Annotated in this window: 22 protein-coding genes; 14 read left to right on the top strand and 8 right to left on the bottom strand. The window is 51.1% G+C overall.

Going from position 1 to position 20,651, the window contains the following annotated elements; translation table 11 throughout:
- Together RIC05_RS02115 and RIC05_RS02120 are read left to right on the top strand one after the other, a co-directional pair.
- Positions 1-1,120 (top strand): RHS repeat domain-containing protein (locus RIC05_RS02115; protein ID WP_350047218.1); only part of this gene is annotated, 1,120 nt, incomplete at its 5' end.
- A gap of 5 nt (positions 1,121-1,125) precedes the next feature.
- Positions 1,126-1,728: a DUF4304 domain-containing protein gene (locus RIC05_RS02120; RefSeq protein ID WP_350047219.1), complete on the top strand. Its 603-nt coding sequence runs from the start codon at positions 1,126-1,128 to the stop codon at positions 1,726-1,728.
- A gap of 267 nt (positions 1,729-1,995) precedes the next feature.
- Here the strand turns inward: RIC05_RS02120 and RIC05_RS02125 are convergent, their stop codons facing one another.
- A complete protein-coding gene (locus RIC05_RS02125; RefSeq protein WP_350047220.1) occupies positions 1,996-2,784 on the bottom strand; it encodes a hypothetical protein in 789 nt (262 codons plus the stop codon).
- A 143-nt stretch (positions 2,785-2,927) separates the two neighbouring features.
- Between RIC05_RS02125 and RIC05_RS02130 the strand changes: the two genes are divergently transcribed.
- The 10 genes from RIC05_RS02130 to RIC05_RS02175 are packed head-to-tail and all read left to right on the top strand — an operon-like array spanning position 2,928 to position 10,838.
- Positions 2,928-3,677, top strand: coding sequence for a prepilin peptidase (locus RIC05_RS02130; RefSeq protein ID WP_350047221.1), 750 nt, complete (start codon positions 2,928-2,930; stop codon positions 3,675-3,677).
- A gap of 20 nt (positions 3,678-3,697) precedes the next feature.
- Positions 3,698-5,413: a GspE/PulE family protein gene (locus tag RIC05_RS02135; protein ID WP_350047222.1), complete on the top strand. Its 1,716-nt coding sequence runs from the start codon at positions 3,698-3,700 to the stop codon at positions 5,411-5,413.
- A gap of 14 nt (positions 5,414-5,427) precedes the next feature.
- Positions 5,428-6,642, top strand: coding sequence for a type II secretion system F family protein (locus tag RIC05_RS02140; RefSeq protein WP_350047223.1), 1,215 nt, complete (start codon positions 5,428-5,430; stop codon positions 6,640-6,642).
- Entirely contained in the window at positions 6,642-7,106 is a 465-nt protein-coding gene (gene gspG / locus RIC05_RS02145; protein WP_350047224.1) for a type II secretion system major pseudopilin GspG, read from the top strand. The genes RIC05_RS02140 and gspG overlap by 1 nt, the downstream gene beginning before the upstream one ends.
- A gap of 11 nt (positions 7,107-7,117) precedes the next feature.
- The gene (locus tag RIC05_RS02150) at positions 7,118-7,573 is read left to right on the top strand and encodes a GspH/FimT family pseudopilin (RefSeq protein WP_350047225.1); all 456 of its coding nucleotides are present in this window, start codon (positions 7,118-7,120) and stop codon (positions 7,571-7,573) included.
- A 3-nt stretch (positions 7,574-7,576) separates the two neighbouring features.
- Positions 7,577-7,987, top strand: coding sequence for a type IV pilus modification PilV family protein (locus RIC05_RS02155; protein WP_350047226.1), 411 nt, complete (start codon positions 7,577-7,579; stop codon positions 7,985-7,987).
- An 8-nt stretch (positions 7,988-7,995) separates the two neighbouring features.
- Entirely contained in the window at positions 7,996-8,619 is a 624-nt protein-coding gene (locus tag RIC05_RS02160) for a prepilin-type N-terminal cleavage/methylation domain-containing protein (protein WP_350047227.1), read from the top strand.
- 23 nt (positions 8,620-8,642) lie between these two features.
- A complete protein-coding gene (locus tag RIC05_RS02165; RefSeq protein WP_350047228.1) occupies positions 8,643-9,728 on the top strand; it encodes a PilN domain-containing protein in 1,086 nt (361 codons plus the stop codon).
- The gene (locus RIC05_RS02170; protein ID WP_350047229.1) at positions 9,725-10,327 is read left to right on the top strand and encodes a GspMb/PilO family protein; all 603 of its coding nucleotides are present in this window, start codon (positions 9,725-9,727) and stop codon (positions 10,325-10,327) included. The genes RIC05_RS02165 and RIC05_RS02170 overlap by 4 nt, the downstream gene beginning before the upstream one ends.
- Positions 10,314-10,838 carry a hypothetical protein gene (locus tag RIC05_RS02175; protein WP_350047230.1) on the top strand — a complete coding sequence of 175 codons (525 nt, stop codon included), beginning with the start codon at positions 10,314-10,316 and terminating at the stop codon, positions 10,836-10,838. Before RIC05_RS02170 ends, RIC05_RS02175 begins: the two co-directional genes overlap by 14 nt.
- Before the next feature lie 595 nt (positions 10,839-11,433).
- Here RIC05_RS02175 and RIC05_RS02180 read toward each other — a convergent pair.
- The 7 genes from RIC05_RS02180 to RIC05_RS02210 all read right to left on the bottom strand — a co-directional run bounded on the left by RIC05_RS02180 (position 11,434) and on the right by RIC05_RS02210 (position 17,073).
- The gene (locus RIC05_RS02180; protein ID WP_350047231.1) at positions 11,434-11,892 is read right to left on the bottom strand and encodes an acyl-CoA thioesterase; all 459 of its coding nucleotides are present in this window, start codon (positions 11,890-11,892) and stop codon (positions 11,434-11,436) included.
- A 22-nt stretch (positions 11,893-11,914) separates the two neighbouring features.
- On the bottom strand, positions 11,915-12,394 hold the full coding sequence (locus RIC05_RS02185; protein ID WP_350047232.1) for a MarR family winged helix-turn-helix transcriptional regulator: 480 nt from the start codon (positions 12,392-12,394) through the stop codon (positions 11,915-11,917).
- A gap of 28 nt (positions 12,395-12,422) precedes the next feature.
- Complete coding sequence (locus RIC05_RS02190; RefSeq protein ID WP_350047233.1) at positions 12,423-13,745, bottom strand: TRAP transporter large permease; 1,323 nt, start codon at positions 13,743-13,745, stop codon at positions 12,423-12,425.
- Positions 13,745-14,305 (bottom strand): TRAP transporter small permease, encoded by a 561-nt coding sequence (locus tag RIC05_RS02195; protein ID WP_350047234.1) that lies wholly within the window; start codon positions 14,303-14,305, stop codon positions 13,745-13,747. Before RIC05_RS02195 ends, RIC05_RS02190 begins: the two co-directional genes overlap by 1 nt.
- A gap of 1 nt (position 14,306) precedes the next feature.
- Positions 14,307-15,359, bottom strand: coding sequence for a TRAP transporter substrate-binding protein (locus tag RIC05_RS02200; RefSeq protein ID WP_350047235.1), 1,053 nt, complete (start codon positions 15,357-15,359; stop codon positions 14,307-14,309).
- A 139-nt stretch (positions 15,360-15,498) separates the two neighbouring features.
- Positions 15,499-16,278, bottom strand: coding sequence for a crotonase/enoyl-CoA hydratase family protein (locus RIC05_RS02205; RefSeq protein WP_350047236.1), 780 nt, complete (start codon positions 16,276-16,278; stop codon positions 15,499-15,501).
- Between the two features lie 30 nt (positions 16,279-16,308).
- The gene (locus tag RIC05_RS02210; RefSeq protein WP_350047237.1) at positions 16,309-17,073 is read right to left on the bottom strand and encodes an SDR family NAD(P)-dependent oxidoreductase; all 765 of its coding nucleotides are present in this window, start codon (positions 17,071-17,073) and stop codon (positions 16,309-16,311) included.
- 243 nt (positions 17,074-17,316) lie between these two features.
- Here RIC05_RS02210 and RIC05_RS02215 point away from each other — a divergent pair, with 243 nt between their 5' ends.
- Positions 17,317-19,182 (top strand): feruloyl-CoA synthase, encoded by a 1,866-nt coding sequence (locus RIC05_RS02215; RefSeq protein WP_350047238.1) that lies wholly within the window; start codon positions 17,317-17,319, stop codon positions 19,180-19,182.
- 1 nt (position 19,183) lies between these two features.
- A complete protein-coding gene (locus tag RIC05_RS02220; protein WP_350047239.1) occupies positions 19,184-20,434 on the top strand; it encodes a thiolase family protein in 1,251 nt (416 codons plus the stop codon).
- Positions 20,435-20,651 lie beyond the last annotated feature (217 nt).

A 20,651-nucleotide genomic window follows, 5' to 3' on the forward strand; every position in this document is an offset into this window, starting at 1 on the left:
TGTGAGTGAAGCGATGTCTTATGACGCGCATGGTGCGCGCCGCGAGGCAACATGGGAATCGGCCCTTCTGTCGATCCGTCCGGTTGACACGCCGCGTGGCTTTACGGGGCATGAGCATCTTGATGCGGTTGGCATCATCCACATGAATGGCCGGATCTATGATCCGGAACTGGGCCGTATGCTTAGTCCCGATCCGAATGTGCCGGATCCGACCATCACCCAGGAGTTCAACCGTTACGCCTATGTGCGGAATAATCCGCTTTCTTATACCGATCCGACCGGGTTCTGGACAGCTCAGACACATAGTGAGAGTTGGGGTTCTTTCCCCGGAGACGGTAGCAGTGCATTTGACCGGATGGCGTGGGACAACCATTTGGCTGAACGCAACAAGAATTCCTCAAATCAACTTGCCGGAGGAAGCAGAGACGTCTTTGTTTCTGGTGCAAGTGGCAAGGATATGCTTCAGCGTAACGTTCAGTTAGCGAGAGCTTATAGTATTGGTACGCAGTTCTTGGCGGGTTCTTATGAGTATTCTATAGGTTCATTGGTTGATTTCTTAAATACCCCTTTGGATGCTACTCTTGAGTTAGCGGGAGTGGACTTCAGGTTTGGCGGTACGCCCGAGTTAATGGAATATGTCGGTGTTGAGGCGCCGAATTCAATCGAAGAACAGGTAGCTCGGGCAGGGGGGCAAGTTATTGGAGGAAGTCTAACGCTCGGATTAGCAGAATTGAGTGCTGTCACCAGATTTTCTCAAGTTCCGGTACCTAGGATGGCAATACAAACAGTCAACGAAGTCTTGGAGGAGGGGCTTAGTGCAAGTATTTACAGATCAGCGAAAGGTGCCAATAATCCAGCAGTTCGCAGTGCGCTTGAAAAAGGACGGTTGGCTCACAAGGAGTTCGCAAGAAAAGTTAGCCAAAAGCCTGGGTGGCAATCTGAAAAAACTATAATTGGACCTAACGGTGAAAAGCTCAGACCAGACGCGATTACGCGTGCTGGTAGGCCAGTAGAATTGAAACCCAATACGCCAACGGGTAGAAGGCAAGGAGCGAAGCAAATTGCGAAGTATAAAGAGGCGACAGGGGCGAATGGTCGTGTCGTGTACTATGGAGATTAAAGTAGATGAAGTTAATGCAAGAGTTTGTGAAAGCCGAGTTGGCTCCATTCTTCAAGTCATTAGGGTTTAAGAAAAAAGGTTTAATGTGGAATCGTAGTGTCTCCGGAAAGGTGGAAGTGTTAGGCCTTCAAGTTGCAACATATTCAAAGGAGGGCATGGAGGAATATTTTACTATCAATATGGGTATATTCGAGGAAGAGCTATGGAGGGTTTGTTGGGATAAGGAGGTGCCTAAGTTCCCGAGAACTGAGGAATGTTTTCCACGAGTAAGGGTGGGGCAACTGTTGCTGGAAAATGGGCATTCTTCAAAAGATAAATGGTGGGAATGTGCCGCGTGCACTGTCAATTCTGTACTTGGAAAGGACGTAAGGGGTGTAGTATCCGAATTCTGCTTACCATTTTTTACGGATATGGCGGAATTTGGATCTGTACGCGAGTTGTACAATGGATTGAGCGGGAAAATAGATCCAGTTGATAAGGTTTATTTAGCTATAAAGTGTCATTGGGCTGGGGATGAAAATGCCTCGGAAGAGTTGCTCAAAGAGGTATCTAGCCTCTCGGAGGGGTGGAAGAATAGGGTTGAAGTGGTTCGTTTGAAATTGAGGTGAGATAGACCTCGCCGTTCCGGGCGAATGGGGCAGATGCGTCGCGAACAACTGACCGGCATGTGGTTCTGATTATTGTGTAATTAACATATGCAAACCTAGGTAGAGTATGGTTGTCGCTACTTTGTATAGGTTGTGTGTTTGTCGTAGCAGTGACTGATATTGAACGAACGCTTTCAAGCGTTGAAGGACAGTCTGATTAGACTGCGAAAACGGGGACAGATTTAATTGTTGATGGGAGAACAGTCCAAAACAAGCACGGAATCTGCGTCACATCCAAATGATCTGCACGGGTGCTTCCTTGGGGCCTGTAAGCACAATCCGAACATTGACGTCCCGCAAGGTTTTTCCTGATTGTTGAAGTCGTATTTTCATCTGTACGGCCGAGAGCGGTGATTTTTGAGTTGTGTTGGAGTCAGTAAGTCTAATAATTCCATTTTGGGTTTCAGAAGCGGTCGCAGAACGCTTGCCATCGAAGGAAGGTTGGAGGGTTTCTTCGTTTTGTCGGGAGTGACCAATGGGGCCCGATGAGGTGGGCGAGGATGGTATGATATGGATGAGGCTGTTGACGAGGTCATCATCCATACCGTCAATGGACAGAAGTTGAGCGCGCCTTGATTTATTCTTATTTTCGCTGTCGATATTAGCTGACGACGAGGCATTATTGACCTGAACGGGGCTGCTTGGGATTTGTGAGACGGTGAGGATGTCGTTGGCAATGTTCTTGGCTTCGTCAGCAGAACGTCCATGGGCCATGATAAGTTCAATTAACAGGGAAGCCGAGAGGTTTTGGCTGGTTGTTTGACCTGCACCCTTATCGGTTTCGACGGTCATTCGTATGTCAAACGCGTTTTCTTGCCATGCATAAACAGCGCCTCCGGCCTGCCAGAAGCCCTGTCCCCGTTCGGTCAGAAATCCGTGCGCGACGCGCAGAGCCGTCGCTTCGATCGTTGCGTCGGCCTGGGCGGTAAGTTGCAAGTTCCTGCTGTGGGCCAGATCTACACGCACAAGCATTCCGAAATGCCCGGCGATCATCCCAATCAGAACAAGGCCGAACATAACGCTCACCAGAGCGTAACCTCGCCGTGAGCAACTGTTGCGCGCAGGATGAGGAAAAGAATCCTCGACGGTTGTGCCGTTCGGCGGTATGTCGGATATGCTGACTTTCACGAGACCATGTTCGTTAAGGAAAACCGTTACCGATGAGCCATATGCTGGCCAGCTTCCTGATTATTATAGGGCCCTTTGTCGGAAGTTTCATTGCTGTTTTAACAGTTCGTTGGTCGCGAGGGGAAGGTTTTGTTCTGGGTCGCTCGCGCTGTGAGGGGTGTGGTCACGCACTTGGTGGTTTGGAAATGGTACCGGTGCTAAGTGCCGTGGTCTTAAGATGGCGGTGTCGTGGTTGTGGGGGGCGTTTTTCCAAACGGGATACTGTTATTGAACTTGCGGCCTTGGGTATTGCCATTTGGGCGTTTTTTGCTTTGCCGGGTGACTTGCTGGTTGTGGGGGTCCTGCTTGGCTGGGGGCTACTTGTCCTTGCGATCATTGATTTTGAGAATTTCATTCTGCCCGATCTTGGGATTCTGATCATTCTTGTTGGCGGTATTACGGTGTCGTTCTTTTGGTACCCAGAACGCCTGAATGAGATCGCAATTGGGGTGTTTGTCGGCGCGGGTGGCATGTGGCTTGTTCGCTGGTTGTACAGGCAGTTGCGCGGTCAGGAGGGCGTTGGGTTTGGGGATGTCAAGCTTATGGGGGCGATTGGTGCCTGGGTCGGTTGGCAAGGATTGGGGAGCGTTATTCTGATTGCAGCAATCACGGGGCTGGTTGTGCATGTTGTGGTGCTTGGCAAGGGGCGTCAGACCAGTCGGCATAATATGGTGCCATTTGGCAGTTATTTGGTGTTGGCGTGCTGGATTGTTTGGCTACATGGTCCGCTTGTGACCGGATAAATAAGGGGCTGGGGAAACAAGTGCCACTGATTACAGACTTGAAAGCGTTCGAAGAGGCGCTTGGCGAGAGGCTTGTCGCGACGGGGAAGCTTGACGCCGGTGCATTGCTGCGCGCGCGTTCCGTGCGACAGGAAACAGACGAGCCATTGCATCGTCTGATGCCAAAGCTTGGTCTTGTTGCTGAGGGGGATCTGGCCCGGGCGATGGCCAACGTGCTTGGCTTGGCGTTGATGTTGCCAGAAGATGTTCCAGACACGGTTCTGCTTGGAGAACATTTTCGCCCGGAATTCTTGCGAAATGCAGGGGCGCTGATCCTTTCTGAGGATGATGATTGCGTATTGGTCGCCTTGACGGATCCGTTGAACGAGTTTGTTCTGCAGGCTGTTCAAAACCTTGCGGGCAAGGTGGTGAAGGTGCGCATTGCCATTCCGGCCGAACTTGAACAGGCGATCTTGCGTGTTCATGGATCGGCAGAGGAAATATCTGCTGTCGCAACGGTGGGGGTGGATGATGGCATTGATCTTGCCGCAGATGTTGCACGACTGCGTGATTTGGCCAGTGGAGCACCGGTTATACGGCTGGTGGGGCAGATGATAGCCCGGGCTGTTGAGATGCGGGCATCAGACATCCATATTGAGCCGTTTGAGAATATGCTTAGGGTCCGGTTCCGTCTTGACGGTCATCTGCGAGAGGTCATGAGCCCGCCACTGTCCATGCATGCAGCATTGGTTTCGCGCATCAAGATTATGGCCAATCTGGATATCGCAGAACGGAGGTTGCCGCAGGATGGAAGGGTCAATACCAGTGTGCGAGGGGCGCCTGTTGATTTGCGCGTGTCCATCATCCCGGGGTTCGGTGGCGAAACCGTTGTTTTAAGGGTGCTTGATCGCAATACTGTCAGGTTATCCTTTGACGCCCTTGGCATATCGGCGGATCATCAGTCACAGCTTGACCGGTTGTTTGCCCAGCCACATGGTATTGTTTTGGTCACTGGGCCGACCGGTAGTGGTAAGACAACATCGCTTTACGCGGCACTTTCCAAACTTAATGTGCCTGATGTCAAGATTTTGACGGTTGAGGACCCGATTGAATATCAGATTTCGGGCATTAATCAGGTGCAGGTAAAGCCTAGTATTGGGCTCACATTCCCGTATGTGTTGCGTTCTTTCCTGCGTCAGGACCCTGATATTTTAATGGTCGGTGAAATCCGTGATGCGGAAACAGCAGAAATTGCGGTTCAGGCTGCCTTGACGGGGCATTTGGTGTTTTCCACGCTTCATACGAACGATGCCGCCAGTTCGGTCGTGCGTTTAACAGATATGGGTATTGATAATTATCTGGTCAGTTCGACGCTTATTGGCGTTGTCGCACAGAGGCTTGTAAGGCGGCTTTGCGAAGAATGTAAGGAGCCGATCCAACTGACGCCGGAAATGGTAGAGCATTTTCAGCTTGCGGAACTGGATCAGAATCAGAAGCTTCCCAAACATATTCACCGTGCAGCAGGAGCAGGATGCGAGAAATGTGGTCAAACGGGATATCGTGGCCGGACAGCATTGCTGGAAGTTCTGGAGATGAATGATGAAATTGGACGGCTTGTCCTGCAGAATATTTCGGTAACTTCACTTCGTGAAGCGGCAATTGATGCCGGTATGACGACGCTTTATGCGGACGGGATGCGACGTGTGTTGGCTGGTGATACAACGATTGAAGAAGTCTTGCGTGTCGCGAAGCGCTAAGTGGAAAATGGATTATGCCACAGTTCAAGTTTACGGCCATTGACGAGACTGGGAAGAAAACCGAGGGGCGGCAAAGTGCTGAAAACAGCGAAGCTTTGACGCAACTTCTGCGTAAACGTCGCCTTATCCCGATTAATGTCGAACAGGCTGACCGTGGCGGCATCTTCGGTGGTTTGGAATTGCACAGCACCAAGCGATTGAAAGAGGTTGATCTGGTTTTGTTTATGCGAAATCTGTCAACCTATGTTGATGCAGCATTGCCATTGGACAAAGCGTTGGCAATGATTGCCGATATCAAAGGAAACAGTGCCGTTTCGGATTTGGCGAAGCGTATTCTTTCTCATGTGAATGATGGCGGTACTTTGTCCGGCGGCCTGGCAACAGAGGGAAACCTTTTTCAACCGCAATATGTCGCATTAATTCAGGCAGGAGAAGCTGGGGGGAAGCTGAAATCAGCTATGTCTGACGTTTCAAATCAGATGGAAGGTGCATTGGTATTGCGTCAGAAGCTCGCCAATGCTCTGCAATACCCTGTGCTTGTTCTGATGGTTGCACTGGTTACGATTACGATTCTGGTGTCTGTGGTTTTGCCACAGTTTGCGCCAATTTTTGAACAAGCAGGGGATAGTATTCCACCCCTTACGTCGGCGATGTTGTCGCTGTCCCAGTTCATGCGGAGCTATGGTTGGTTACTGCTTCTTGGATTGGTGCTGGCTGCATTGATGGTCATTCGCGATGTTCGGTCGGAGCACGGGCGTCAAAGATGGGACAGATGGCTGCTTGCGATACCACTTATTGGCGAAATGATCGGTAAGGCGGACGCGGTAAGGTTTTGCCGTACGTTGGGTGTTCTGCTGACGTCTGGAGTCTCCACGCTTCGCGCATATGACTTGTCTCTTGCGACAATATCTAATCGTCACTTATCCAAAAAAATGGGCCCGGTTCGCGGCAAGATTGAACGCGGTGAGGGTATTGCTTTACCTGTTGCCACAGCGGATGTCTTTCCAGCGATTGTCGCACAGATGACGCAGGCCGGTGAACAAAGTGGAAAAATACAATCAATGCTAGTAAAAGTGTCCGAGATTCAGGAGAACGAGTTAAGCCGTCAGATCGACCAGTTCATGAAGATGCTTGTGCCAGCAATCACGATTGCACTTGGTGTTGTGGTTGCCCTGATTTGTGGGTCAATTCTGAGTGCTATCCTTAGTATTTATGACATTCCAATGTAATGAGTTTTGGTCTTATGTGTTCAGGTAAACAGAAAAAGTATACCGATCGAAAAGTTCGGCAGCAGTCGGGTTACACACTGATCGAGTTGTTGGTCGTTCTTGTTATCCTTGGTGGGATCATTGCAATAGCAGCGCCGCAAGTGTTCAAATATCTTGATAGCGCCAAGGCAGATACGGTGAAAATCCAGATTAGCCGTTTGTCAGGTGTGCTTGATCTATATCGGCTTGATGTCGGCAGGTATCCAAACGCAACAGAAGGGTTGGGAGCATTGATTGAAACGCCCCAATCGTCAGATGGTTGGAATGGTCCGTACCTGAAGAAAGATGACGCCCTTACTGATCCTTGGGGAAACAAATACGAATATCGCATTCCGGGAACTCACGGCGAGTTCGATATTTATTCCCTTGGCGCTGATGGAAGAGAAGGTGGGGATGGCATAAACGCGGATCTGGGAAGCTGGTAGTGCAAAGCCGGATGGATGACGGCTTCACGCTTATCGAGCTAATGGTCGTTTTTGCAATTGCGGGATTGATCCTGTCTTTCGCGCCAATCAACTGGACGGGCATTATCGGAGGGCGCTCATTTGATCGCGATATTGAGGATGTGACCCGTATGCTTGATGATACGAGAATGAGTGCCATTCTAGGGGGAACTGAGAGGCGGGTTTTGTTTGATGTCGTCACGGGAAACTGCAGTAGCGACGCTGGCAATGAAATCAAGGCTACCCAAAAGGCCTGTTTTGATAACGAGACGGAGGTTTCTTTTGTTTCGGCCAGACAGGAACAGATAGACGAGAATACATCTGCAATTCGCTTCTTTGCGGATGGTAGTTCAACGGGAGGACGGATCGTCGCGCAAAGAAATGGTAAGCAGGTTCAAATCATCGTTGACTGGCTTACGGGTGATGTAACTGTTAGCAAGCCGGACTGAGAGGTGAATCCGTTGGTTTGTTTTCGGGAATTTGGGGTTAAAGGTGTACGTGGATTTACGCTGCTAGAAAGCCTGATCGCGATCACCATTCTAGCCCTTGCGCTTGTACCCATATACGGCAAGTTTTCTGATGGTGTCATGGCGATATACCGAAGTGAAGAAGCGGCTTATGGTGCACTTTATGCCCAGTCCTATCTTGCTTCTGTCGGAAGCTTGTACTCTTTGGAAAATGGGCGCCACATTGTCCATGAAGATAACGGGTATGAAGTCGACATTCATATAAGTGACGGTGCTAGTTCACGTGAGGTGAATGATAACCGCAGGTTTTCTTTGTTCGATGTTCATGTCGTTGTGAAACTTGATGCACGGACGGTCGCTGAGCTGCGCGGTCTAAAAGCCAAGGTCCTACCGTGAGAGATTTGATGGGAACGCGGCGGGCCGGCTTTACCCTTATTGAGTTATTGATTGTCTTGGTTATCGCGGGGACAATTTTTACAGCCGTTTTTGGGGGGCTGAGTTTCGGATCGCGCATATGGGATGTTAGCTACAAGAGTATTGAAGCGCGTTCCAAAATCATAGTCGTACAGCAGATTGTTCGACGACAACTGGCAGATATTGTTCTGTTGACCGAGACTCATCCAACCAAAAATGGAGAAGAGGAGCGCTCATCAATCGTTGGAAATTCAACGCGATTGCAGATGATTTCAGGTTATCCAAGGGCACTCTCTAATGGATCGGCGAACGAATTCGCCTTTTATCTTGATGGAGCTCAGATGGTGATGGAATGGTGGGCTGTTGATACATTAGGCCGACGATCAAATGCAGAACAGCTTCACGAAAAAAGGGTTTTGCTTGATGGCGTTAGTTCTCTGACTTTTCGGTATTTGCCGCGTGGCCCCGCAGGACCCCTGTGGCAATCATTCTGGCAGCGGAACACCGCAATTCCGGATTTAGTGGAAATGAATGTTGAATTTGCAGATACCAGACTTGAGTGGCCGAAATTTCTGGCTGAACCGAGATGGGCCAATGAACCACGGTTCTACTAAAGTGACTTGTTGGAGTGCAATAGATGGCTATTGATCGCTATCTGGATAGTGTCTTTCGAGGTGTGGCATGGTGGTGGGAAGGACTTCTTGGTTGTCTCCCCTCCCGAGTGGTAGGCTTTTTTACAAGAGAAAATGAAATTGTTTTCCTCACGCTATTGCACAATAAGCCCAATGTAACTTATCGGTTCAGAGATATTAATGGCAGTGCGCAGGATATATCTACTCTCGAAAGTAAACTTGCGTCTTTGGCAAAATGGGGAGACGGATATGAGTTATCGATCGAGACCAATCCTGATGACGTGTTCTGCCGAGCAATAGAATTGCCTGCCACCGAGGTTGATCGTTTAGAGGCTTATGTCCACCGTCATTTCTCAGAGATCTGTCCATACGACCCAAGCACAGTTAAGTTCCAATGTAATGTTCGCTCGGCTAATGTCGATGCAGGTACGGTATTGGTTGATGTCACATTCATGTTCTCCGACATTGTTGAGCGTTGTAGAGGTTTACGTCTGGGGGGAGAGTTGCCCAGAAAAGTATCCATTCGCACAAAATTTGGCAGTGAAGATATAAGGTTGCATCGTTGGGATGAACAGCCGAGAACGCCTGTTTTTAAGAACGGCGTAATCGCACTTGTATTGTTGACTGCAATTGTACTGCCCTCGGCGACGCTTCATTACGCTGAGGCATACTTTAGATCTCAATACGATGATCTGTTAGTTGAACAGGAAGCAATAAAACGCGACGTTAATGAGTATATGGAACTCGTACAAAGTGCAGATGAGTTAAGAGCTGAGGAGCTGGCCATCAATCAAACACGTGGTCGGTCGAATACTGTGAGTTCGGTTCTTGATACAGTTGCTGGAGTGCTACCAATCGAGAGCTGGTTACAAAAATTGGAATTGCATGGTGATACAATCGAACTCACCGGGTATGGGGAGGAGGCCGCTAAACTAACGCAAGTTTTTGACCAAGTGAGAGTCTTTCATTCAGTTCAATTGTCGGCCCCTATCGTGCCGGACCCGATAACTGGAAAAGACAGGTTCTCAATTCAAATGAAAATTGAATCAGATGTTATTGGGGCGTCCTCGTTATTGGAGGAGCGGTTTTGAATTCTAGTTCACCTCACAAGCCGCCGCTTTCGCAGCGCTTGATTTCAGTTTTCTTCACAATCGTATTGATGACTGGTGCTACCATTTTTCTTTATTGGAAACCAGCGTCACAAGTGGCTCTTTCGCGTCAGCAGATTTCTGATCAGGCGGAGAATCTTGAAAGCCTGAAGAGGAAGATTGGCGATAGGTCACGCATTGCAGAATATGTATCTTCTGCAACATCTAGGCTTGAAGAAACAGAAGCAGTTCTTCACTCACCAACATATTCTTTGGCAGGATCATCCCTTCAGGTGCTTGTTTCCGACCTAGCAAAGAAGCATGGATTGGTGGTGCGACGACTGCAAAGCTTGCCGAGAGCAGGAAGCGACGAAAGGCAAGTGGAGGTTCGGTTGCGGCTGCAAGCTGTAGCAAAAAACATCGACGTTGCAAGTTTCTTACAAGAAATTGAATCCCAACCGCTTCTGATAAATATTGATCTGGTCGATTTGGCTGTCCGACGGGCTGCAAAACAAGACAATGAGCGATCTTACATCGAAGATATTGATATAGATGTGACAGCTGTGCTCTCAGCATTGTGGAGAAGGGATGTTGATCTCTAAAATCAAGCTCAAGATTGGCGCGCCGTTTTTGATTTTGTTGGTATCTTTTCTGATATCAACACTAGTCTTCTCGTACTTGATGAATGATGACCCACGAAAAGAGGCATCCCGCGAATTCGCGCCTACGGAAAAACGGTCTCTTGAGGTGGTTGAGGAACAGTCCGGCGGGGCTTCGTTGCAGCATGCAGGGGCCTTTTTGACAAAGCCGCTGTTTTTGGCAGAACGAGACGCTACCCTCAAGCCTTCTAAACCAGTCGTGAAGCTTCAGAAAGAAGAGCAACAGCAGCCAGTCCCTCAAATGTCATTACTGGAACCATTAGAGCTCAAAGTTGTTGGCACGATCAACGATGACGGTGAATACATCGGGTTGTTCTTGCCGGCAGCTGGTGGAGATATGGTTCGTCTCGCGGTGGGTGATAGTTACAAAAAGTGGAGGTTGGTTAAGTTTGAAGCTGATAGCGTTTTGTTCGTGTCAGGTAAAAAATCGGAAATTTTACATATTGCAGAATGAAGTGTTCTTGAGGGGATATTAGAACCAAAAAGATGCCTTTGTTGGAAAATGTCAACTTTTCTGTCAATCACGCAGCTTTTTGTCATCTTTTGTGTCAATTCGTGTCAACTTTTCTGGCAAACGGAACTGCCAAGTCGTTGATTCTGTTGTATATCGAATGTCGGCTTTTGTGGCACGTGACATGAGCATTGCTGCATCGCTCTCAAATTCCCCATACTTTTTAAAGAATGATTGCCACCTGAGTTGTCATAATTCGGGGGTATGGAGTAATTCCTGTGTTTTGGCGCTTCTAATCCTGTTTTTTCAGCACGTGAGATCAATTTCGAGCTTTGTTGGATGTAGTCCTGATAGGCATCGGAAAAGGCAGGTGGCATTTTCCTCCGACCATCTTCAAACCTGCAGCCTTCTTGTCGCCGAGCTGACTAGTGGGCGCTATGATATCTTCTGTGAAGCAGGCGAAATGACTGAGGATTTCAGTGGTCGTTTCCGCATCAAATGCGTTTGATCATGGTTGGTATATGACAGCCGATTGCCGACAGAGCATTGAGAATATCATCGATCAGAGCCCGGAACGGGATCACTTTGGCGTCTCGTTCTACCGGGTTTCCTGATGGATGGTTTGGCGGATGTGCTTGTCTTCTGACAGAGCAGCCTTGATCACATCAGGGACCGGTACGGCAGCAAGGCTTTGTGGGTTATCTGGATTGGCGCGTGCCCAGACACGGGTCTGGTTTGCTTCAATCAGGGTCGCGTCATCAAGAGTAAAGCGATGATGCAAAGCAAATGACTTTGTGCCCCAACGCGAGACTTCGACATGATGGACAATCAGATCGCCTACCCGGGCAGGTGCCATGAAACTGGCATCGCCGCGAACCAGTGGTGTTCCGCGAAAATCGGCATCCTTGGCAATCATCGGTGCCATATCAAATCCGGCCGCAGCAAACAGCGCAAGAAGACCGCCTTCCATCCAGTCGTAGAAATTCGGGTTATAGACAATCCGGGCCGGGTCACAATGGCCCCATTCGACGCGTATTTCGCGGGACAGTCGCAGCATGGAATATCACCTGATCTGGAGGCTATTTGACCTTTTGGATACGGATTAACATCCGGACAAGAAGGTCGCGTTCTTCTGGGTTAAAATCTTCGAGGAGTTTTTCCTCGTGACGTTGGACTGCGCGGCTGGCCTCGGCGAAAAGTTCAATCCCCTTTGCCGTTGTGCGCAGCGCATAGACGCGGCGATCGGTTGGCACTTTGTTGCGCACAATAAGACCACGCGACTGAAGTTCGTCGACCATGACGACAATGTTTGAGCGTTCCATCGCCAGCGCACGGGCAAGGTCCGTCTGACTGATGTCGGGGTTCTCATTGATGATCGCCAGCGCACTGAAAGTGGTCGGTTTGAGGTCAATATGGGTCAGGCTGGCGACAAAGTCGCTATGGATCGACATATAGGCGCGTTTGAGGTTATAGCCGACAAATCCACGCAGCGGGCTGTCGGTTGAAAGCCCGCGCAGGTTCGGTTGATCATCCGTGTTTTTCTTTTTGCTTGCTTGCAAGTGGGTCTCCCTTTCTTGGATTTGGGGGCTATTGAATGACAATATCCACAAGCCAGAACGTCAATGCAGGAAACGCGACAATGATCGCGATGCGCAAGAATTCAACCATCAGGAATGGCACAGCACCCCGGAAAACTTTTCGGGTCGGGATATCTGGCGCCATCGCCGATATCATAAACAGGTTTAGCCCGACAGGTGGGGTAATCATCCCCAATTCAACAACAATCAGCGTAATGATCCCAAACCAGAGTGCCTGATGTGTCGGATCCATCGCGAAATCCATCGCCATGAAGGCCGGGAAGAATACCGGTACGGTCAAAAGGATCATCGACAGGCTGTCCATGATACAGCCCATTACGATGTAAAACAGGATGACGGCCATCAGAACCGTCATCGGTGCAATACCGGCCGTACCGACCCATTCGGCGGCCATGGTCGGAACGCGCGTCAGGGCCAAGGCCACATTAAACAGGTCCGCCCCGAATATGATGGCAAAGATCATCGCCGTCGTACCAGCGGTATCAATAACGCATTCAAACAGGCCCCGTATTGAAAGGCTGCGCATCAAAAATCCGGTGAGTGCAATCAGAATGACGCCAACAGAAGCCCCTTCTGCCGGGGTGAAAACACCGCCGTAAATGCCGCCAAGCACGGCAATGAAAACAAGCGCTACATGCCAGATCCCGCCCAGTGATCTGATGCGTTCACGCAAGGGAAGGCCTGCATGTGCCGGGCCTTCTTCCGGGAACAGGCGGACATAGACCGCAATTGCCAGAATAAAGCCCAAGACGGCAAGGATGCCCGGAATGGTTGCAGCGAGAAAGAGTTTGACGATATTCTGTTCGGTCAAAAGTGCATAAATAATCAGAACCACCGAAGGCGGGATCAGAATGCCAAGGGTGCCGCCCGCAGCAAGCGTACCGGCACCCAGTGCCCCGGAATATCCGTGTCGGCGCATTTCCGGAAGGGCAACCCGGCCCATGGTGGTGGCCGTTGCAATTGACGACCCGCAGATCGAGCCAAAAGCCGCACAGCCAGCAACCGATGCCATGGCAAGGCCGCCACGCCAATGGCCAAGCCAGGCATTCGAGGCGGTAAAGATCGCCCGGCTGATGCCGGTACGGGTGGCGATTTGCCCCATCAGGATAAACAGCGGAATAACCGCAAGATCATAAGATACGTATTTGTCGACAATGGCGGTCTTTAAATAGGCCGAAAGCGGCAGCCATCCCGACAGAAAGATATAACCACCCGCACCAACCACAGCCATGGCAAGGGCGATGGGCATGCGCAGAAAGATAAGGATCATCAGGACGGTAACCATGATGATACTGATTTCAACGGGACTCATTATCGGGCATCCGTTCGGGAGATATGGAAGGTGGGGCGCAAAAACTGTTCGATCATGTTGGTCAGCGCGGTCAGTGCGGAAAGTCCAAGCCCAAACAGGGCGATCGCGTAAACGATCCAGGTTGGTACCCGAAGCAGCATGCTGCGATCATTATAGTCGTACATATCGACCAGACCGAGTGCGATGCGCCAAGTAAGGATCACCCATGCCATGCCAAAGACAAACTCCCAAAACTGATCAAGTCTGTTTCGGGTCCGCTCGGGCAATGCCATGCTGAAGATATCGACCATCACGTGGTTGCCTTTGCGCTGACACAGCGGAAGAAACAGAAAGGCGGCAATGCCGCATCCGATTTCAACCAGTTCGAAATCACCGCGAATGCCGCCAATACCGATATAGCGCATCGTCACAGAAAGGGTCACGGTTGTTGCGACCATAAGAATGATCACCCCGGCAAACCCGGCTGATGCAATACAGGCACGGTCGATGAGCTGAATGATGAGATCAATGGGCGCAGCGTCTTTGCTGCGCCCATCATGATCAGGTGTGGTGCCTGTCATTTCAGGCCGTCTCTGCATCTATCAGTTGGTTGAGGCGATCAATCATCGCCTTGCCATCATGACCGGCATCGTTAAGCGTTTCGATCCATTCATCAATCACGGGCTGACTTGCCGTTTGCCAACGTGCAATCTCGTCCTTGGGAATCTCGACGAATTTGTTGCCGCGATCGGCACACATCTTTTTGCCAACCGACTCAAAGCTGTCGAACTGTTTACCGATCTGACGTGAAAGATCGATGCCGGAATTGGCATCAATAACTGCTTTCAGATCATCGGAAAGGCGGTCATAGGCAGCACCTGCCATCAACAGGGCAAACGAGTTGGCGTAAAGACCACGTCCGCCTTCGGCCGGGGCGCAATGGACAGATGTCAGTTCATGGAGTTTGAAGGCCGGAACGACCTCATAAGGCAGGCAGGTGCCGTCAATCACACCATTGGCCAGCCCGACGGCCATTTCAGTGACCGGGAAGAAGACAGGCTCGGCACCCAGGATGGACAAGGCCTTGCCAACACTCTGGTTCGGGGCGCGGATTTGAAGTCCTTCAAGATCGACCTGGTTTTCAATGGCTTTGTCACGCATATGGAACTTGCCACCGGCATGAACATGGAAGGCCAGTGGCTTCATGCCGCGATATTCATCCTGACCGAATTCATCCATGAATTTGTGCATGGCGACCGATGTTGCCTCGGCCGTTGTTACCATGAAGGGCAGGCTTGGCGTTTCGGAAACCGGATAACGACCCGGCGTATAAACCGTTAGCGTCCAGGCGATATCAACGACATTATTTGCAACCTGGTCGGCAAGTTGCGGTGGTTTGCCACCAAGCTGCATGGCCGGGAAAATCTGAATATCAATACGTCCATCGGACTGTTCGCGAATGGTCTTGGTCCAAGGTTCAAAGAACGCTTTGTGCATCGGGGCAACAGGGGGCAGCATATGATGCAGTCGAAGGGTTACTTCGGCGGCACGTGCCTTGCCGATAATTGCCGGTGCGGCAAGGGCGCCGCCCATGATGCCAAGCATCTGGCGGCGGTTGACTGAAAATCCTGACATCGAACGTCTCCTCATAATGCGGGCGCACTTTGTGGTGGCCCTGTTCCTTCCTGAATATTCTGGCGTCCGCTTTATGCGGTTTCTTGCCGGGTGTTTTACGATGATGGCCACAATTGCCTTGCGGCTCTGTTATGGGTCGTTACTTAAAGTTCGGTGTGCGTTTCTCAAGAAAGGCTTTAAGCCCTTCTTGGGCGTCTTCGCTGGTTTGGGTCAGAGCCGCACACAGGCTTTCGGTGAATAATCCGTCGGCCTTGGCCATATCTTCAATACGGGCCAGTGCCTGGATCATGATGTAATTGGAAAGCTGGGCATTTTCGGCAACGGTGTTGGCAAGTTCAATGGCCTTTTGCTCTGCTTCCTGTTCGTTGGTGCAAACATAGTGTGTCAGGCCTAGTGAAAGGCCGTCTTTTGCATCGTATTTGCGCCCGGTCAGCATCATTTCGATCATCCGGTCAGCACCAAGGATTTTACCAACCCGTACCGATGCGCCGCCGCCAACAAAAATGCCGCGGCGGCCTTCGGGAAGTTGGAAGAATGCGGTTTCGTCGGCAATTCGGATATGAGTTGCGGTGGCCAATTCAAGGCCGCCACCAATTACCGCACCTTTCAAAAGTGAAATCACTGGCAGACCGCCAAACTGGATCATATCCATGATGCGGTGCCAGTTGCGGGAATGGCGCATGGTTTCGGCCGCATTGCGCGCAACATGTTCGCCAAGATCCAGACCGGCGGAAAAATGCCCGCCTTCACCGGCAAGAATGACCACCCGGACATCTGCCGGCGGGTTGGCAAAAAATGCTTCAAGCGCATCCATCAGCGTATCGCTTACAGCGTTACGCTTTTCGGGTCGCGTGATGGTCAAACGCGCAATCGTTCCGTTGATTGCAACGTTCAATACGTCACTCGCGCCATTCGTCATGTTCTTATTCCTTAACTATGCAATCTGTCGTCATCGTGCCTGCAGGCGAACCGCGCCATCCAAACGGATAACGGTGCCATTCAGCATGGTGTTTTCAATAATATGTCGTGCGAGATCGGCAAATTCCTGTGCTTTGCCCAGACGTTTGGGAAACGGAATATTGGCGGCAATTGCCTCGCGGGCGTCATCGGGTAGGGTGTCTGTCATTGCGGTGGCAAAAAGTCCCGGCGCAATCGCCATGACCCGAACACCGATACGGGCAAGTTCGCGTGCCGCCGGAAGCGTCATGGATGCGATACCACCCTTGGATGCGGCATAGGCGCACTGACCAATCTGACCATCCTCATAGCCAACCGATGATGTGTTGATGATAACACCACGTTCGCCATCTTCATTAAGCGGAGTCGCATCCGACATCATTTGTGCCGCATGGCTCATGGTGATGAAGCTGCCGGTAAGGTTGACGTTAAGTGTGTTGATGAAGTCATCAATTGGCAATTCACCGTCGCGCGGCAATATGCGGTTGGCCGTTCCAATCCCTGCGCAATTTACCAAAGCGCGCGGAACGCCAAGATTCTGTCTGACGATCTTGAAAGCGTCGGCGACTGAGTTTTTGTCGGCAATGTCGACTTCGATCCCGATGCCGCCCGTTTCACGCGCCACACGTTTGGCGGCTTCCTTGTTGCGGTCAAGAACAGCAACCCTTGCGCCAGCAACCGCAAATGTGCGGGCCGTCGCAGCGCCAAGGCCGCTGCCGCCGCCGGTTATGATCGCGGGGACCTGATTGAGGTGCATTTCCTTACCCAATTTTGTTATGTTTTATAACAATTATGTTTACACATCAAATTCACGGCGTCAATTGCCTTTAGGGGCATGGAATATGAAGAAAATTTGTTCTTACACGCGCGTGATCAATATAATCATTTCAGAGAACCCATCCCATAATAATGAACGTCATAAGATATTGCTCTTGATGTAATGTTTTATGATTGTTATGAATTATAACAAATAAGAAAAGATAACTGGAGGTTTCGTTTCATGCCGATGATTGCTGAACCCGGACTGCGTCCGGTTCGCATGGGCGATACACGTGTTTCGGTGTCAAAAAATGACAACGGCACGATTTATATTCATTCGGTTGAGACGCCCGATGAATATCCGCGCGCCATCACTGACCGACTGGATTTCTGGGCAAAGGAAGTCCCCGATCACCTGTTTCTTGCTGATCGGGATCAAACCCGTTCCTGGCAGAAACGCAGCTATCGGGAAACCCGCGATGAAGTGCGCAACCTTGCGCAATATCTGATTGATCTTGACCTGTCGGAAGATCGCCCGGTTTTGATCCTTTCGGGGAACAGTCTTGAGCATGGCCTGCTTGCGCTGGCGTCAATGTATGTGGGGATCCCGTACGCGCCGGTGTCACCGGCCTATTCGCTGGTTTCGACTGACTTTGCCAAACTGGCGCATATATGTGATCTGTTGAATCCCGGTTTAATCTTTGTCGATGACGGCGCGAGATATGCCAAGGCGCTGGCGGCTGTCATGCCAAAAGATGCAAGGCTTCTGGTGGTTGAAAATCCGCTTTCCCAGTATGAATGCGAAGTGTTTTCCCGTGCGCGTCAAACGCAACAATCCGATGCCATCGATCTGGCAAACAGCAAAATAACCGAAGACACCATCGCCAAGTTTCTGTTCACGTCCGGTTCGACCGGGATGCCAAAGGCCGTCATCAATACCCAGCGGATGCTGTGTTTTAACCAGATGATGTTGCGCCATGCGCTGGCTTTCCTTCAGGACGAACCACCGGTGATGGTCGACTGGTTGCCATGGAACCACACAGCGGGCGGCAACCACAATTTTGGCATCGCCCTTTATAACGGCGGCAGCTTTTATATCGATCAGGGGAAGCCGACGCCGGACGGCATCCATGAAACCGTGCGCAATCTATGCGAAATTTCGCCAACGCTTTATTTCAATGTTCCCAAGGGCTATGAGGCACTTGTCCATCATCTGCGTGACAATCAGCCCCTGCGCGAGACATTTTTTGCCAAGCTGAAACTGATGCAATATGCCGGTGCCGGTCTGTCGCAATATGTCTGGGACAATCTTGAAAAGATCGCCCAAGACACGGTCGGGGAAAAGATTGTCATTGTCACCGGTTATGGATCGACCGAAACCGCCCCCTTTGCCTTTACCACGACGTGGGCTGTCAATCAGGCCGGAAGTGTCGGCCTGCCTGCTGTCGGGCTTGATGTGAAGCTTGTCCCCAACGGGGAGAAACTTGAAGTCCGCCTTAAAGGGCCAAGCATCACGCCGGGATATTGGAAACAGCCCGACAAAACCCGCGAATCCTTTGACGACGAAGGATATTATTTGATCGGGGATGCGCTGAAATTCGTGGACCCGGACGATACTGATCGCGGTTTTCTGTTTGACGGGCGGGTGTGTGAAGATTTCAAACTTTCGACCGGCACATGGGTGCATGCCGCTGCGATCCGGACCGCCATTGCGCAAACCTTTGCGCCCTATGTCCGGGATGCCGTTCTGGCAGGGCTGGATAAGGACTATCTTGGTGCGCTGATTTTTGCGGATTTCACGGCCTGTCGAAAATTATGCCCGGATCTTCCGGCCCATGCAGACGAGCGTGACATCGCAACCCACCCGGCCGTCCGGGCACATTTTCAGAAATGCCTGAATGATCTTGCGACCAAGGCAACGGGAAGTTCCAACTTTCTTGCGCGTGCGATCCTGCTTGAAAGTTCGCCGGAGCTCGATGCCCATGAGGTCACCGATAAGGGGTCCATCAATCAGCGTGCCGTTTTGGCAAAACGGGCTGACAAGGTTGCCGAACTTTATACCGACCCGTCGCCGGCCGGTGTCCTGATCGCCAAGAGGGAAAAATAGAATGACCGCCAAAGCAAAAGGTCTTCGGACCGAGTTTGAAGATGTCTGGCTGTTGGGTGGGAAACGCACGCCGTTTGTCGATTACATCGGTGCATTCGGCCAAGTGTCGCCAATTGATCTTGGCATCAAGGCGGCCCGTGCGGCGATTGAAGATGCCGGTGTGCGTGCGTCAGACATTGATTTTACCGTCGCGGGATCGATGGCGCAGGCATCCTTTGATGCCTATATGACGCCGCGCCATATCGGCCTTTATGCCGGGGTGCCGGTGGACCGCCCCGCCCATCTTGTCCAGCGGATTTGTGGCACCGGGATCGAAGTGATTTTGCAGGCTGCTGATCATATTTCACTGGGGCGTGGTGATCTTGCGCTATGTGTCGGCACAGAATCCATGAGCCGCAATCCGGTTGCGGCCTATACCCATCGCAGCGGTTTTCGGATGGGGCAGGTCGAATTCAAGGACTTCCTGTGGGAAGCCTTGATGGACCCTGCTGTCAGTTGCACGATGGGCGATACGGCGGAAAATCTGGCCAAGAAATATGGCATTACCCGCGAAGACGTTGACCGCTTTGCAGAACGCAGTTTTGCCCGTGCTGTGAAGGCACAGGAAAGTGGATTTCTTGCCGGCGAGATTGCCAATGTCACCAACGAAACCTTTGCGTTTGATGGCGGAAATGCACGCTCCATTCAGCTGCCGCGCAAGGTTGAGCTGGTGGACAAAGACAGTCATATCCGGCCGTCCCCTTATGACATTCTGGCCAAGCTCCGCCCGGCCTTTGGCGGGGTGCAGACCGGCGGTAATTCATCGGCCGTGGTGGATGGTGCAGCGGGTGTCGTTTTGGGCAGTGCGGACTATGCCCGTCGCAACGGTCTGATACCGCGTGCGCGTATTGTTGCCGGGGTTTCGGTTGGCGTGCCGCCGGAAATTATGGGAATTGGCCCGGTGCCGGCCATTCAGGCATTGCTTGATCAAACCGGCTTGTCACTTGATCAGGTGGACCGGATCGAAATTAACGAAGCCTTCGGGGCACAAATCCTTGCGTGTATGCGCGAGCTTGGCCTTGACGAGGACAAGGTAAATGTCAATGGGGGGGCGATTGCGATTGGTCATCCGCTGGGGGCGACCGGGGTGCGGATTACCAATACGCTGGCCCGGGAGCTTGCCAGATCCGGGGGGCGCTACGGTATCGCATCAGCCTGCATCGGTGGCGGGCAGGGGATCGCCGTTCTGATTGAACGTGCTGAATTAGTCTAGGGCAAAGGCGGGCAGAACAGAGATCATCTGTTCTGCCCTTTTGCCGATATCGGGCGTGACGTGAATTTAACCGGGTCCGTTGTTTAAGGCCCGTTTTGGCGGCTGTTTGTGCAGATTGTTATGTTTTGTAATTATTTGCATTTATAGCCAGTTCGAGTATCTGGCGAACATGGTGACACAGAAAATAATTGCACCAGTGCCAGTTCTCTCAGGGAGG

It is taken from the genome of Thalassospira sp., assembly GCF_040218635.1.
GTDB lineage: Bacteria > Pseudomonadota > Alphaproteobacteria > Rhodospirillales > Thalassospiraceae > Thalassospira.

Coding starts and splice junctions, on each gene's coding strand:
- RIC05_RS02195 (WP_350047234.1), bottom strand. CDS start 14,305: ATGACAGGCACCACACCTGATCATGATGGGCGCAGCAAAGACGCTGCG.
- RIC05_RS02165 (WP_350047228.1), top strand. CDS start 8,643: ATGGCTATTGATCGCTATCTGGATAGTGTCTTTCGAGGTGTGGCATGG.
- RIC05_RS02180 (WP_350047231.1), bottom strand. CDS start 11,892: ATGCTGCGACTGTCCCGCGAAATACGCGTCGAATGGGGCCATTGTGAC.
- RIC05_RS02120 (WP_350047219.1), top strand. CDS start 1,126: ATGAAGTTAATGCAAGAGTTTGTGAAAGCCGAGTTGGCTCCATTCTTC.
- RIC05_RS02190 (WP_350047233.1), bottom strand. CDS start 13,745: ATGAGTCCCGTTGAAATCAGTATCATCATGGTTACCGTCCTGATGATC.
- RIC05_RS02210 (WP_350047237.1), bottom strand. CDS start 17,073: ATGCACCTCAATCAGGTCCCCGCGATCATAACCGGCGGCGGCAGCGGC.
- RIC05_RS02130 (WP_350047221.1), top strand. CDS start 2,928: ATGAGCCATATGCTGGCCAGCTTCCTGATTATTATAGGGCCCTTTGTC.
- RIC05_RS02215 (WP_350047238.1), top strand. CDS start 17,317: ATGCCGATGATTGCTGAACCCGGACTGCGTCCGGTTCGCATGGGCGAT.
- RIC05_RS02220 (WP_350047239.1), top strand. CDS start 19,184: ATGACCGCCAAAGCAAAAGGTCTTCGGACCGAGTTTGAAGATGTCTGG.
- RIC05_RS02150 (WP_350047225.1), top strand. CDS start 7,118: ATGGATGACGGCTTCACGCTTATCGAGCTAATGGTCGTTTTTGCAATT.
- RIC05_RS02175 (WP_350047230.1), top strand. CDS start 10,314: ATGTTGATCTCTAAAATCAAGCTCAAGATTGGCGCGCCGTTTTTGATT.
- RIC05_RS02205 (WP_350047236.1), bottom strand. CDS start 16,278: ATGACGAATGGCGCGAGTGACGTATTGAACGTTGCAATCAACGGAACG.
- RIC05_RS02125 (WP_350047220.1), bottom strand. CDS start 2,784: ATGTTCGGCCTTGTTCTGATTGGGATGATCGCCGGGCATTTCGGAATG.
- RIC05_RS02140 (WP_350047223.1), top strand. CDS start 5,428: ATGCCACAGTTCAAGTTTACGGCCATTGACGAGACTGGGAAGAAAACC.
- gspG (WP_350047224.1), top strand. CDS start 6,642: ATGAGTTTTGGTCTTATGTGTTCAGGTAAACAGAAAAAGTATACCGAT.
- RIC05_RS02200 (WP_350047235.1), bottom strand. CDS start 15,359: ATGTCAGGATTTTCAGTCAACCGCCGCCAGATGCTTGGCATCATGGGC.
- RIC05_RS02160 (WP_350047227.1), top strand. CDS start 7,996: ATGGGAACGCGGCGGGCCGGCTTTACCCTTATTGAGTTATTGATTGTC.